Raw genomic sequence first — 14,451 nt, 5'->3', positions numbered from 1 at the left:
TCAGGAATCAAAATGAAAAAGAGCACTCTGGCATTAATGGTGATGAGCGTTGTCGCTTCTGCTTCTTCTGTTCACGCAGCGGAAGTTTATAACAAGAACGGCAACAAACTGGATGTGTACGGCAAAGTGAAAGCCATGCACTACTTCAGTGACGATACCACCAACGACGGTGACAAAACTTACGTGCGTTTCGGCTTCAAAGGCGAAACACAGATTAACGATCAGCTGACCGGTTTCGGCCGTTGGGAAGCTGAATTTGCTGGTAACAACGACGAAACCAACAACAACAACTCAGCGACCAGCCAGAAAACCCGTCTGGCGTTTGCTGGTTTGAAAATCAAAGATTTTGGTTCTATCGACTACGGTCGTAACCTGGGCGTGCTGTACGACGTGGCTTCCGTAACGGATATGTTCCCGGAATTCGGCGGCGACGGCATGACCCGTACCGATGACTTCATGACCAAACGTACTACTGGCGTTGCAACTTATCGCAATACCGACTTCTTTGGCATGATCGACGGACTGAATATGACCCTGCAGTACCAGGGTAAAAACGAAAGCAACCGTGCGGTTAGCAAACAGAACGGTGACGGCTGGGGTACTTCTCTCTCCTATAACTTCGGCGGTAGCGCATTCAGCCTGATTGGCGCATATGCGAACTCTGACCGCACCAACGCGCAGAACACCGCAGCGTTTGGTCGCGGCGAGAAAGCCGAAGCCTGGGCAACCGGCGCGAAATACGACGCTAACAACCTGTACATCGCCACCATGTACGGCGTCGCTTACAACATGACACCTGTATCTGCCGCAGCGAGCACCGGGCTGGGTTCAGGCTTTGCTAACAAAACCGAGAACTTTGAAGCAGTTGTCCAGTACCAGTTCGACTTCGGTCTGCGTCCGTCTCTGGGCTATGTCCTGACTAAAGGCAAAGACCTGGAAAAAGGCGTTGGCGACGAAGATCTGGTTAACTACATCGACGTTGGCGCAACTTACTACTTCAACAAGAACTTCTCTGCGATGGTTGACTACAAAATCAACCAGCTCAAAGACGACAACAAACTGGGTCTGGCTGACGACGACGTTGTTGCCGTTGGCGTGACTTACCAGTTCTAAGTTGCAGTAACTGTAATACCCCTCGTTATATCGAATGCCCTCGCAAGAGGGCATTTATTTAACCTGATTCAGGTGAAAGGCCGGGAAACTGCGGCCAGGCCCGATAAGCGCAAGCTATCGGGCGTTTTTTATGCGGGGAGTTACGCGGTGAGCTTCAATTGTTCTTTGAAGTTTTCGGCAGGTTCCAGCTTCAGCTCAAGTGAAGCCAGCAGGGTTTTCACACGTTCGTGAAAATCGCGCAGCGTGTGCTCTAATCGATCGGTAACTTCCTGATCTTTTATCGCCGTGGGTTTCCATTGCCCTTCTTTATCAAAAAGGCCGAACTGATAACGGTAGGTAAAACGCGTCTCCTGCGCTTCCATTTCCATCCACCAGCCCCAGAACTCTCGTTTTTCCGGCGCGGGCTTAACATTCACGCAAACTGCCAGGCAATCAAAGAAAAAACGGTTCTCTTCGCATTGCTCTTCGCGGATATAAGGCCCCAGCGCAGTAAACTTTTTAATCAACCTGCTTCTCGGATGTCCACTCGGTAACGTCATTGCGATCTCCTTTTGTGAAGCAACTGTTTTACCAAACCGATAGAATTTATCAATCTATTAACGGAAATGATGGTTGATCCATCCGGTTATTTGTTGCAACGCCTTATCAAAATTTCGATAAACCGGGTTAAACGGGATCTCCAGCAGTTTGCCGTTGCCAGATGACGAGGTGATTAAACGCGACTCCTCCTCCGGGCTGAAGGGATCGTTTTGCCAGAAACCAGAAAGCATCGGCGTGGGGCAACGTCTGCCGAGTAAACCTTGCGTTTTCAGCGAGTAGCGATTCAGCTCCACGCGCAGCGCCTCGTCGGAAGCGTCGTGCATCCCCAGGCGACTGGCGAGCACATCCAGATACATCTCCGGCACGCGTCCCTGGCGTTGCGGGTCGCTCAGCAATGCATGCACCACTGGCCCAAGGCAAGCCACTGCTTTCAGGCGCGAAGATTCAAGGTACGCCAGGCGCACCGCCACATTCGCGCCAAAGCGAAAGCCAAACGCCGCCACCCGCGTGTGATCGACCCAGGGAATGTTCGGCAGCGCTTGCAGTGCGTGCTGGTGCAGCAAGCTGGAGTCCTGTGTCAGTTTCCACTTCGAAGAGAAGCCAACCGACGGCATATCCAGCGTCAGCATCGCTATGCCTTGCGGCGCGAAATAACGTTCAAACAGGGTGTAATAGTCGCTTTGCAGGCTATCCAACCCGCCGCACATTAATACCGTCGGGAAAGGGCCATTGCCAGGCGGCATGTGCAGAAATCCGGTGACCGGCGTGCCGCCGGGAATGGCGAACTGCAGCTCTTTGATCTCACCCGGCAGACGCTGCACCGCCTCTTCATACGCGCGGTTCGCCAGCGCTTGCGCCTGCTCAGCGAGCGAATCACCTTTAATATGAGGATAAGCGGCAATGCTGAACAAACTGGACGCATGCAACCAGTGTTTGCCACTGATCTGTGGCGCGGGTTCCTGCATCGCTTTTTGCTGCCACGACATAGCCTGCACGGACCATTCATAGATCCAGTTGCCGTTACGGTAACCCACCACCGTGTCATACAGCTCCGGGTCGGTGCGTTCGGCCTGACACATCACAATGCGCGCCTGCACTTCGAGGATCTCTCGCGGATCCACGCCGCGCCAGACCCACATCAGCCGGTTGAGCATGCGATACCAGTGCGGCACATTTTTGCCATCAAGAGTCGACAGGATCGGCGATTGCGCGCCACGATTAAACCGGCGTACCAGCGTGGAAGTTTCAGGGTGCTTGAAGCGGGGTTTGAATAACGTTTCGCTAAGATTGGGCTGTGACATTGCGCGCAGGCTCCATGTATCTATCACCGGCGGTTATTGTAACCTGTTGCGCGCTAAAAAGAACAACGCCCGGCAAAACCGGGCGTGAGCAAATGTTTCAAAGCAGAATTAACGGCCGCTGATTGGCGGCACAAACACCACGCCCATATCCCACGGCTGCTCAATCCAGGTGTCCTGCGGGATATCAATCACGTAATCGTCCACCAGCGGGCGACCTGCCGGTTTGGCGAAAATAGTGACGAAATGCGCTTTGGGATACATTTCACGAATCGCGACAGCGGTGCCGCCGGTGTCCACCAGATCGTCGATCACGATAAAACCTTCACCGTCACCTTCTGCGCGTTTCAGCACGGTCAGCTCACGCTGGTTGTCGTGGTCGTAGCTGGAGATACATACGGTATCAACATGACGAATGCCCAGCTCACGCGCCAACAGTGCGCCTGGCACCAGACCACCACGGCTTACGGCAATAATGCCTTTCCATTGTTCTGAAGGCATCAATCGGGCGGCCAGTTTGCGTGCGTGAATCTGCAACATGTCCCAGGTGACGACGTATTTTTCGCTCATGTGAAGTGTCCCAGCCTGTGTTTTAACGGCTTAAAAATTATTCGAGGGGGAAATAGGTTGCGCGAGATTATAGAGATCTGAAGCGCTAAAAACCAGTATTACCCGGCATTACCGGCGCTTTTTCCGCGCACTGGTGCTCGCAGCGCGGCAATAAAGTGGTATTCTCAACGCCATCTCGCAAGCTGACTGCTTGCGATGTTCGTTTATTTAACCCTGTGACCTGCAAGGTACGTTGCGCAGGCTCTTCGTAAGGAGACTCATCGTGTCTGAACTGTCTCACCTATCACCACAGCCGCTGTGGGATATTTTTGCCAAAATTTGTTCTATTCCGCACCCGTCCTACCATGAAGAACAACTCGCCGGGCACATTATGAGCTGGGCGAAAGAAAAGGGGTTGCATGCGGAGCGCGACCAGGTTGGCAACATTCTGATCCGTAAACCAGCCACCGCTGGCATGGAAAACCGCAAGCCGGTAGTTCTGCAAGCACACCTTGATATGGTGCCGCAGAAAAATAACGACACAGTACACGATTTCACCACCGATCCGATTCGCCCGTATGTAGACGGAGAATGGGTTAAAGCGCGCGGTACCACGCTCGGCGCGGATAACGGCATTGGCATGGCTTCCGCGCTGGCGGTGCTGGCAGATGACAGCGTTGAACACGGCCCGCTGGAAGTGCTGCTGACCATGACCGAAGAAGCTGGTATGGACGGCGCGTTTGGTCTGCAAGCGAACTGGCTGCAGGCGGACATTCTGATTAACACCGACTCTGAAGAAGAGGGTGAAATCTACATGGGTTGCGCAGGCGGTATCGATTTTATCACCACCCTGCCGCTCTCCCGCGAAGCCGTACCCGCCGGGTATGAAACCTTTAAGCTGACGCTGAAAGGGTTGAAAGGCGGTCACTCTGGTGCCGAAATTCATGTCGGTTTAGGTAACGCCAACAAACTGCTGGCGCGCTTCCTGGCCGGCCACGCGGCGGAGCTGGATCTGTGTCTGCTCGATTTCACCGGCGGTACGCTGCGTAACGCGATTCCGCGCGAAGCGATTGCTGTTATCGCCGTTCCGGCAGATAAAGCCGCACAGCTGAAAACGCTGGCCAGCGAATATCAGGCAATCCTGAAAAACGAGCTGGAAGCCAAAGAGAAGAATCTGGTGGTGCTGCTGGACAGCGCAAGCAGCGATAAAGCCGCGCTGACCACCGCCTCGCGCGATACGTTTGTGCGCCTGCTGAACGCGACGCCGAACGGGGTTATTCGCAACTCTGACGTCGCTAAAGGCGTGGTGGAAACCTCGCTGAACGTGGGCGTGGTAACGCTGCAAGACGACAACGCCGAGATTATCTGCCTGATCCGCTCACTGGTAGATAGCGGCAAAGATTATGTCGTGAGCATGCTGGAGTCACTGGGTGCGCTGGCGGGAGCGAAAACCGCACCGAAAGGCGGCTACCCTGGCTGGCAGCCGGACGCGCATTCTCCGGTGATGGCGCTGGTGCGTGAAACTTACCAGCGTCTGTTCAACAAAACCCCGAACATTCAGGTGATCCACGCAGGTCTGGAGTGCGGTCTGTTCAAAAAACCGTACCCGGATATGGACATGGTATCAATTGGGCCGACCATCACCGGCCCGCACTCACCGGATGAGCAAGTGCATATCGAAAGCGTGGGCCATTACTGGACTCTGCTGACCGAGCTGCTGAAAGCCATTCCGGCGAAATAAGCCTGTAGTCCGCGCCGCCCGGCGCGGACATTTTCCCCGACTCTACACTGCCTTAAATGCCATCCCTTTAAACGCGCGCAGCGGGTTGCTCCCCGTTCAATCTGCTGGTGAAACAATCGACGTTCCGGTTTCAACGTCGCGCGTTCATCTTCTTTGATTTGTTCCAGACGATGAGCAATCAGCAAGGTTGCCAGCCGTTTATCAGAAATGTTTTCCGAAGCGAGATGGCAAAGAGAATTGCTCGAATCTCCTTTTATATCTGAGCAAATAAAAGGGATCGTCAGACGAAATCCGGGGCTATATGAAATACAAAGAGACTTCAGGGGATGGTGAAATGCTTTTGCAGTAACGAGAAATAAACGTCGGGGATAAAGAAGTTTGAAATAGATCCGTAGCGTAATTTTTATAGCCCTAACACTAGTTGCCGTTCCAGTTGAGGATCAAGCAGCGTGACATGCAGCCCGACCAGCCGGACACCGCGCCCGCTACGGCGGTCGTTCCAGGTTTTTTGCGCCGTTGCCAGTAAATCCTCTTTATTTAAACGCGGCCAGACATGCTCCTGAGTCGTGAGCTGGAAATCATTAAATTTCAGTTTCACTCCCTGGCGAGCAATTAACAGATCCGGTTTCACTTTTGCCAGCCGCCGCTCAAGCTCAGGGTAGAGATGTTCAATAATCGCTTCGCACTCTTCCCAGCTGTGAATATCTTCCGCCAGCGTCCGCTCCACGCCCACGGATTTACGCAGCCGTTCGCTGTTAATTTCCCGCTCGTCAATGCCCTGGCTGCGCTCCCATAAAACACGGCCAAATTTACCAAAGCGTTTAAGCAGCATGGCCAGGTCGCTCTTTTGCACATCTTCACAAGTGCGCAGCCCGAGCGTTTCCAGCTTTGCCGCTGACACCTTCCCCACACCGGGGATTTTGCCGAGCGGCAGCGTGCGCAAAAATGCCGGTACATCAGCCGGTGTAATCACATATTGCCCGTTGGGTTTGTTGAGATCGGAGGCGATTTTGGCGAGAAACTTCACCGGCGCAACGCCCGCCGAAGCAGTCAGTTGGGTTTCATTAAAAATGGTCTGGCGAATTTCCTGCGCCATCAGCGTCGCCGAACCGTGGCAGTACGGGCTTTCGGTAACATCAAGGTAGGCTTCATCCAGCGAGAGCGGTTCAATAAGCGAGGTGTAGCGGGAGAAGATGTCGCGGATCTGGTTGGAGGCTTCTTTATAAGCGTCAAAGCGGCCGGGCAAAAGCGTGAGGTGCGGGCAGAGTTTAAGCGCCATCGCTGTTGGCATTGCGCTGCGTACGCCAAACTTGCGCGCCGGATAGTTCGCTGTGCTGATCACGCCGCGTTGTACCCGGCTACCGCCGATAGCGATGGGAATATCGCGCAGGGCCGGGTTATCGCGCATTTCTACCGCCGCGAAAAAGCAGTCCATATCAACATGTATGATTTTGCGCATGCGTACGCCCTCACAGAACACTGGATAAGTATACAGCACACTTGCAGCAATTGAGAAGCCAGCACGTAAATCCGGCGAAAAGAGAGGAATATAAGCGGCAATTCAGGCTTTTTACTCGCATAATAGTCGCCAGCTTTCGGCCAAGCGTTTGATACGTAATCCTCAAACTTATTCACGCGAGACAAAAGCGAAGCCAATGATAAGGCAGCGTGAAAGACGATGTAGATTGGGGCTTGCGAAAAAATGCCGTAATGCTAATGTGGGCGCTCCAAAACAGAATAGTCTGAATTTTGGGCTTCTTTTGCCGTCCTGGCAATGTGGTATTAGCTTTATCAAGGAAACAAGTAGTATGCGCAAAATCGCATTATTTATTGCGATGCTTCTGCTTCCGTGCGTCTCTTTTGCTGGCCTGGTGAGCAGCAACGGTTCAGCAACGCCGGTCAGCAAAGAATATAAGCAGCAGTTGATGGGGTCGCCGATTTATATCCAGATCTTCAAAGAAGAGCGCACCCTTGATCTTTACGTCAAGATGGGCGAGCAGTATCAGTTGCTCGACAGCTACAAGATTTGTAATTACTCCGGCGGGTTAGGCCCCAAGCAGCGCCAGGGTGATTTTAAAAGCCCGGAGGGTTTCTACTCCGTGCAGCGCAGTCAGTTGAAGCCGGATAGCCGTTTCTATAAAGCCATTAATATTGGGTTTCCGAATAACTACGATCGCGCCCACGGCTATGAAGGCAAATACCTGATGATCCACGGCGCTTGCGTGTCGATTGGCTGCTATGCGATGACGGATTCCGGTATTGATGAGATCTTCCAGTTTGTTACCGCGGCGCTGGTTTTCGGACAGCCGAACGTGCAGGTGAGTATCTATCCGTTCCGCATGACCGACGCCAATATGCAGCGCCATAAATATTCAACCTATGCGGATTTCTGGAAGCAATTGAAGCCGGGTTATGACTACTTCGCCACCACCCACCAGCCGCCGGTTGTCTCGGTAGTGGATGGCCGCTATGTGGTTAGCAAGCCGCTGAACACCGCTGTTCAGCCGCAACTGGCGTCAAACTACACGCTCCCCCAGGCAAAATAATGCCCATTCGCCTGGCATAATCTTTTGCCAGGTTTCATTGCCGGTTAACGGCTGGGTGGCAATCACGGTAACCACATCGTTTGGTGTGGTTTCCCGCTGAAAATCAATTTCCACATCCTGATCCAGCAGCTTCGCCACGCCAAACGGCGCACGGCGGGTGATCCAGAACAGATTGGTCGAACAAAACGCCATCACATAACGCCCGTCCGACAACAGCATATTAAAAACGCCCTTCTCGCGCAGTTCCGTTGCCAGCGCCGCAATGTATTTAAACACCGCTGCCATATTGCCGGGTGTGCGCGGGTAGCGTTCGGTCAGCTTGTGCAACAGCCAGCAAAAGGCTTTCTCGCTGTCGGTTTCGCCAATTGGGCGGAAATTACCGGTCTCAAGCGATTTATAACCCGTAAGCTGCCCGTTGTGCGCATAGGTCCAGTTACGTCCCCACAGTTCGCGGGTAAACGGATGGGTATTTTCCAGCGCCACTTCGCCACGGTTAGCCTGACGAATATGGGCAATCACCGAACGGGATTTGATCGGATAGTCCTGCACTAATTTCGCAATGGGGGAATTAAAACTCGGTTGCGGATCTTTGAACGTGCGACAGCCTTTGCCTTCGTAAAAGGTAATGCCCCAGCCATCTTTATGCGGCCCGGTTCCGCCGCCACGCTGGACGAGACCGGTAAAACTAAAGCAGATATCGGTTGGCACATTTGCGCTCATACCGAGCAGTTCGCACATACACACCCCCACACAGCGCCCTTATCAGAGAAGGCGTAATTGGTGCAGCCAGTTGGCATACGGACAGTGCGTCGATTAACTGTACCTAAACAGGGTTTCGCGCACTGCCGGAGTCAAAAAGGCAAAAATAGCCTTCCTTAAGCCTTAACCATCTCTTTTTCAATCAACTGAATCAGGATATGAATCACCTTAATGTGAATTTCCTGAATACGGTCAGCATAACCAAAATGCGGCACACGAATTTCAACATCTGCGCTGCCTGCCATTTTGCCGCCGTCTTTACCGGTCAGGGTGATCACTTTCATTCCCTTCTCACGCGCCGCCGCAACCGCTTTGATCACGTTGCCGGAGTTACCGGAAGTGGAGATACCCAGCAGCACGTCGCCTTCGCGACCAACGGCTTCCACATAACGGGAGAAAACATAGTCGTAACCGAAGTCGTTGCTGACGCAGGAGAGATGGCTCACGTCAGAGATGGCGATCGCCGGGTAACCCGGACGGTTTTCGCGGTAGCGCCCGGTTAACTCTTCTGCGAAATGCATCGCATCACAATGCGAGCCGCCGTTACCACAGGACAACACTTTGCCGCCGGCTTTAAAGCTGTCGGCCAGCAATACCGCCGCGCGCTGAATCGCGTGAATATTGGCATCGTCTTTCAAGAAGTTCGCCAGCGTTTCGGCCGCTTCGTTCAGTTCGTTACGAATAAGATCCTGGTACATGAGGATATCCTTCAGCATAAATGTAAATAACATTGCGCAGTGTACCGGATACTATTCCAGGCGAGAAGTCAAAGCCGTAGCGCCCTGTGGTTTTCATTTTCCGTGCGCAAAAAGCCCTCAACAATGTGAACCAGGTTGTAATTATTTTGTAAACACATTGCTAAAAGAAATCACATCCACTACAACCAATACATCACAAGTGGTCAGACCTCCTACAAGCAAGGGAGCTTTTCTTTATGATGATTTTGAGCATTATCGCAACGGTTGTTCTGCTCGGCGCGCTGTTTTACCACCGCGTTAATCTGCTGCTCAGCAGCGTGATCCTGCTGGCGTGGACCGCCGCGCTGGGCGTTGCTGGCCTGTGGTCTATCTGGGTGCTGCTGCCGCTCGCGATTATTCTGGTGCCGTTTAACTTGCCGCCGATGCGTAAAGCGTTGATTTCCGCACCGGCATTCCGTGGTTTCCGTAAAGTGATGCCGCCAATGTCGCGCACCGAAAAAGAGGCCATCGACGCCGGGACAACCTGGTGGGAAGGCGATCTGTTTCGCGGTAACCCGGACTGGAAAAAACTGCATAACTACCCGCAGCCGCGCCTGACCGCTGAAGAGCAGGCGTTTATCGACGGCCCGGTGGAAGAAGCCTGTCGCATGGCGAATGACTTCCAGATCACCCACGAAATGGCCGATCTGCCGCCGGAACTGTGGGCGTTCTTAAAAGAGCACCGCTTCTTTGCAATGATCATCAAAAAAGAGTACGGCGGGCTGGAATTCTCGGCTTATGCCCAGTCTCGTGTGCTGCAAAAACTCGCGGGTGTCTCCGGTATTCTGGCGATCACCGTCGGCGTACCGAACTCCTTAGGCCCTGGTGAACTGCTGCAACACTACGGCACCGAGGAACAAAAAGATCACTATCTGCCGCGTCTGGCGCGCGGTGTAGAAATCCCCTGCTTCGCGCTGACCAGCCCGGAAGCTGGCTCCGATGCGGGCGCCATTCCGGATACCGGTATCGTCTGCATGGGTGACTGGCAGGGCGAGCAGGTGCTCGGTATGCGCCTGACCTGGAACAAACGCTACATTACGCTGGCACCAATCGCTACCGTGCTGGGCCTGGCGTTCAAACTCTCTGACCCGGATAAGCTGCTGGGTGGCGACGAAGAATTAGGCATTACCTGTGCGTTGATCCCCACCTCTACGCCGGGCGTGGAAATTGGCCGCCGTCACTTCCCGCTGAACGTGCCGTTCCAGAACGGCCCGACCCGCGGCGACGATATCTTTGTACCGATCGATTACATTATTGGCGGGCCGAAAATGGCCGGTCAGGGCTGGCGTATGCTGGTGGAATGTCTGTCGGTAGGTCGCGGTATTACGCTGCCGTCCAACTCCACCGGCGGCGTCAAATCTGTCGCGATGGGAATTGGTGCCTACGCTCATATCCGCCGCCAGTTCAAAGTATCGATTGGTAAAATGGAAGGCATCGAAGAGCCGCTGGCGCGTATTGGCGGTAATGCCTACGCCATGGATGCAGCCGCCTCACTGGTGACCTACGGCATTATGCTGGGTGAAAAACCGGCGGTGCTTTCGGCAATCGTTAAGTATCACTGTACCCACCGCGGTCAGCAGTCAATTATTGATGCGATGGATATTGCCGGTGGTAAAGGCATCATGCTCGGCGAGGGTAACTTCCTGGCGCGTAGCTACCAGGGCGCGCCGATCGCCATTACCGTAGAAGGCGCGAATATCCTCACCCGTACCATGATGATCTTCGGCCAGGGTGCCATCCGCTGTCATCCGTATGTGCTGGAAGAGATGGCTGCCGCGCAGAATAACGACGTGGACGCCTTCGATAAACTGTTGTTCAAACATATCGGCCACGTCGGCAGCAACGAAATGCGCAGCCTCTGGCTCGGCCTGACGCGCGGCTTAACCAGCGCCACGCCGACCCGTGACGCGACTAAACGTTACTACCAGCATCTGAACCGTGTGAGTGCCAACCTGGCGCTGCTCTCGGATGTGTCCATGGCGGTACTTGGCGGCAGCCTGAAACGCCGCGAACGCATCTCGGCACGTCTCGGCGATGTGTTAAGCCAGCTCTATCTCGCTTCGGCGGTGCTGAAACGCTATGACGATGAAGGCCGTCAGGAAGCGGATCTGCCGCTGGTACACTGGGGCGTGCAGGATGCGCTCTACCAGGCGGAACAGGCGATGCATGATTTGCTGGAGAACTTCCCGAACCGCTTTGTGGCAGGCGCCCTGAACCTGGTGATTTTCCCGACCGGTCGTCATTACCGCGCACCGTCCGACAAACTGGATCACAAAGTCGCGAAGATCCTGCAAACCCCGAGCGCAACGCGTTCACGTATTGGCCGCGGTCAGTACCTGACGCCAAGCGAGCATAACCCGGTCGGTCTGCTGGAAGAGGCGCTGGTTGATGTGATGGCAGCGGATCCGATCCATCAGCGCATCTGCAAAGAGTTAGGCAAAAACCTGCCCTTTACCCGTCTGGACGTGCTGGCTCAGCAGGCGCTGGCAAGCGGGCTGATTAATCAGGAAGAGGCCGCGCTGTTGAACAAAGCCGAAGTCAGCCGCCTGCGCAGTATTAACGTTGACGACTTTGAACCGGAGGCACTGGCGACTCAGCCGGTGGTAAAAACACCGGAGAAAGTGCGTAAACCGGAAGCTGCCTGACGAAGTAAGCGGCTGAAAACGCTCTCCTCTTATCGAAACCCGCATCACGCGGGTTTTTTTATTTATCCTCATGCTACAGTGTGCAAATGCTGTCTTACGGGGGAGTTGCTATTGTGCCTGGTTTAAAAATTACGCTGTTACAACAACCGTTAGTCTGGATGGATGGCCCCGCAAACCTGCGCCATTTCGATATCCAGTTAGAAGACGTCACCGGGCGTGATGTGATTGTGCTGCCGGAAATGTTCACCACCGGTTTTGCCATGGAGGCGGCGAAACAATCCATGCCGCAAGATGAGGTCATTGCCTGGATGCAGAACAAAGCGCGCCAGACCGATGCGCTGGTCGCCGGTAGCGCCGCGCTGCAAACCGAACGCGGCCCGGTGAACCGCTTTTTGCTGGTCGAACCGCAAGGCAAGGTGCACTTCTACGATAAACGCCATCTGTTCCGCATGGCCGATGAGCACCATCACTACGAAGCGGGTAATGAGCGCGTGGTGTTTGAGTGGCGCGGCTGGCGCATTCTGCCGCTGGTCTGTTACGACCTGCGTTTTCCGGTGTGGTCGCGCAACCGCAATGATTACGATCTGCTGCTTTATGTTGCCAACTGGCCAGCGCCGCGCTCGCTGCACTGGCAATCGCTGCTGGTTGCCCGCGCCATTGAAAATCTCGCCTGGGTGGCGGGCTGCAACCGCGTCGGCACCGATGGCAACGGCCACCACTATCGTGGTGACAGCCGGGTTATCAGCCCGCAGGGCGAAATCATCGCCACCGCCGAACCGCACCAGGCGACGCGCATTGACGCCGAGTTGTCACTCAGTGCGTTACAGGAGTATCGCGAGAAGTTTCCGGCCTGGCAGGATGCCGATCCCTTTACGCTGGAGTAAGGCGATCCCCTCTCCCTGCCGGGAGAGGGGGCTAATCAACTCACTAACGCCTGCCCGTCTTTGCGGCTCTCTGTCGCCGCGACATAGTGACCTTCCGGCATCCGGTAAATGACCTGCGCACCACCAAAGTTATAGCCAGCCAGCGGATCTTCCACCGTTATCACATGCCCGCGCTCGCGCAGCGCCGCAATCACGTTGCGATCGAAGCTTGATTCCAGCGCCACTTCGCGTCCCTGAATCACTCGCCAGCGCGGCGCATCTATCGCCGCTTGCGGATTTTGCCCATGCAACATAATGCGCAACGCCATCTGCAAATGTCCCTGCGCCTGCATCGGCCCGCCCATCACGCCAAACGACATGAGCGGTTTACCGTCGGCTCCCATCGCAAAACCGGGAATAATGGTGTGAAACGGGCGCTTGCTGCCCGCCAGCGCATTCGGGTGTTTTGGATCAAGCACAAAACCGCAGCCCCGATTTTGCAGGCTGATACCGGTGTCCGGCACCACAACGCCGGAGCCAAACCCCATAAAGTTGGACTGAATAAACGACACCATCATGCCGCTGGCATCAGCGGTAGAGAGATAAACCGTGCCGCTTTGCGTCGGTGCGCCATAGACAAAATCAGATGCGTTATCGGGATCTATTAGCGCCGCACGCGACTTCAGATAATCGTCACTGAGGAGCAGTTCTGCAGCAAACTCCAGGTGTGCGTCATCGGCAACATAACGGTCAAGGTCGGCCAGTGCCAGCTTCATCGCTTCAATGGCAAGATGCAGCGACTGCACCGAGTCCGGGTGATAACGACCCATATCGCACTGCTCAAGAATGCCGAGCGCAATCAGCGTGGCGATCCCCTGCCCATTCGGCGGTAACTCCTGCACGGAGCCACCGGCAAACTCACGCGACAGCAACGTGACCCAATCGGCTTTGTGATTCGCCAGGTCAGCCTCGCTCAGGTGCGCACCGTGTGCTTTGGCGAATGCGGCAATCTTCTGCGCCAGTTCGCCGCGATAAAACGCCTCGCCATTGGTTTGAGCAATCAACTCCAGCGTGCGTGCCTGCGCCGGATTACGGAAAATTTCACCGATCTTCGGTGCGCGCCCTTCGGGTGCGAAGCAGGCGCTAAAGCCCGGCTGATCTTTGAGTTTGTTATAGCCGCGCTGCCACAAATGACCAATCAACGGCGAGACGGGAAAACCGTGGCGCGCATACTCAATGGCCGGCTGCGCCAGCGTGGTCAGCGGCAGTGTGGCAAAACGTTCCGCCAGCGCCACCCAACCGGATACCGCGCCCGGCACAGTGACGGCATCCCAGCCCAGTTCCGGCACTGCCGTTTTCCCGGCGAACATATCCGCATGCCAGCTCGCGGGCGAACGCCCGGAAGCATTCAATCCATGTAATTGTGAGCCATCCCAGACAATGGCGAAGGCATCGCTGCCAATCCCGCAGCCGGTCGGTTCGACAACGGTGAGCGCCATCGCGGTCGCAATCGCCGCATCCACCGCGTTACCACCGAGTGCAAGCATACGCATCCCGGCCTGTGCCGCCAGCGGCTGTGAGGTGGCTACCGCGTTACGGCCAATCATCGGTGCGCGATGTGAGGCGTAATTTACATTGAAATCAATCGCTTTTGTCATCA

Annotated in this window: 12 protein-coding genes; 5 read left to right on the top strand and 7 right to left on the bottom strand. The window is 54.9% G+C overall.

Translation table 11 applies throughout. The features are described 5' to 3' along the window. Nucleotides 1–12 precede the first annotated feature (12 nt). Entirely contained in the window at nt 13–1,113 is a 1,101-nt protein-coding gene (gene phoE, locus ACFX4U_RS10925; protein WP_305737008.1) for a phosphoporin PhoE, read from the top strand. Nucleotides 1,114–1,253: 140 nt separating this feature from the next. Here phoE and crl read toward each other — a convergent pair whose 3' ends face one another. The 3 genes from crl to gpt form a co-directional block, all read right to left on the bottom strand. Beyond that, nucleotides 1,254–1,652, bottom strand: coding sequence for a sigma factor-binding protein Crl (crl, locus tag ACFX4U_RS10920; RefSeq protein WP_380218057.1), 399 nt, complete (start codon nt 1,650–1,652; stop codon nt 1,254–1,256). A gap of 57 nt (nt 1,653–1,709) precedes the next feature. Beyond that, nucleotides 1,710–2,954, bottom strand: a complete 1,245-nt coding sequence (frsA, locus tag ACFX4U_RS10915) for an esterase FrsA (RefSeq protein ID WP_313506376.1) — start codon at nt 2,952–2,954, stop codon at nt 1,710–1,712. A gap of 108 nt (nt 2,955–3,062) precedes the next feature. Further along, on the bottom strand, nt 3,063–3,521 hold the full coding sequence (gpt, locus tag ACFX4U_RS10910) for a xanthine phosphoribosyltransferase (RefSeq protein WP_010427903.1): 459 nt from the start codon (nt 3,519–3,521) through the stop codon (nt 3,063–3,065). A gap of 262 nt (nt 3,522–3,783) precedes the next feature. Here gpt and pepD point away from each other — a divergent pair, with 262 nt between their 5' ends. Next, nucleotides 3,784–5,241, top strand: a complete 1,458-nt coding sequence (gene pepD / locus ACFX4U_RS10905; RefSeq protein WP_313506375.1) for a cytosol nonspecific dipeptidase — start codon at nt 3,784–3,786, stop codon at nt 5,239–5,241. A 403-nt stretch (nt 5,242–5,644) separates the two neighbouring features. Here pepD and dinB read toward each other — a convergent pair whose 3' ends face one another. Continuing rightward, nucleotides 5,645–6,700, bottom strand: a complete 1,056-nt coding sequence (gene dinB / locus ACFX4U_RS10900; RefSeq protein ID WP_313506374.1) for a DNA polymerase IV — start codon at nt 6,698–6,700, stop codon at nt 5,645–5,647. A 349-nt stretch (nt 6,701–7,049) separates the two neighbouring features. On the opposite strand from dinB, the gene dpaA reads away from it, so the two are divergent. Beyond that, nucleotides 7,050–7,787, top strand: coding sequence for a peptidoglycan meso-diaminopimelic acid protein amidase (gene dpaA / locus ACFX4U_RS10895; RefSeq protein ID WP_313506373.1), 738 nt, complete (start codon nt 7,050–7,052; stop codon nt 7,785–7,787). Here dpaA and ACFX4U_RS10890 read toward each other — a convergent pair. Next, on the bottom strand, nt 7,758–8,525 hold the full coding sequence (locus tag ACFX4U_RS10890) for a class II glutamine amidotransferase (RefSeq protein WP_045513248.1): 768 nt from the start codon (nt 8,523–8,525) through the stop codon (nt 7,758–7,760). The two genes, dpaA and ACFX4U_RS10890, sit on opposite strands and share 30 nt — an antisense overlap. 137 nt (nt 8,526–8,662) lie before the next feature. Next, on the bottom strand, nt 8,663–9,244 hold the full coding sequence (gene lpcA / locus ACFX4U_RS10885) for a D-sedoheptulose 7-phosphate isomerase (protein WP_017458774.1): 582 nt from the start codon (nt 9,242–9,244) through the stop codon (nt 8,663–8,665). Nucleotides 9,245–9,480: 236 nt separating this feature from the next. Between lpcA and fadE the strand changes: the two genes are divergently transcribed. Beyond that, complete coding sequence (fadE, locus tag ACFX4U_RS10880) at nt 9,481–11,928, top strand: acyl-CoA dehydrogenase FadE (protein ID WP_313506372.1); 2,448 nt, start codon at nt 9,481–9,483, stop codon at nt 11,926–11,928. 113 nt (nt 11,929–12,041) lie between these two features. Continuing rightward, entirely contained in the window at nt 12,042–12,812 is a 771-nt protein-coding gene (locus tag ACFX4U_RS10875; protein WP_313506371.1) for an amidohydrolase, read from the top strand. A gap of 35 nt (nt 12,813–12,847) precedes the next feature. On the opposite strand, the gene ACFX4U_RS10870 is transcribed toward ACFX4U_RS10875, so the two are convergent. Next, nucleotides 12,848–14,449: a gamma-glutamyltransferase family protein gene (locus ACFX4U_RS10870; RefSeq protein WP_313506370.1), complete on the bottom strand. Its 1,602-nt coding sequence runs from the start codon at nt 14,447–14,449 to the stop codon at nt 12,848–12,850. Nucleotides 14,450–14,451 lie beyond the last annotated feature (2 nt).

The organism is Kosakonia sp. YIM B13588 (genome assembly GCF_042788165.1).
Lineage (GTDB): Bacteria > Pseudomonadota > Gammaproteobacteria > Enterobacterales > Enterobacteriaceae > Kosakonia > Kosakonia sacchari.
This window is presented reverse-complemented; position numbering and strand designations above follow the sequence as displayed.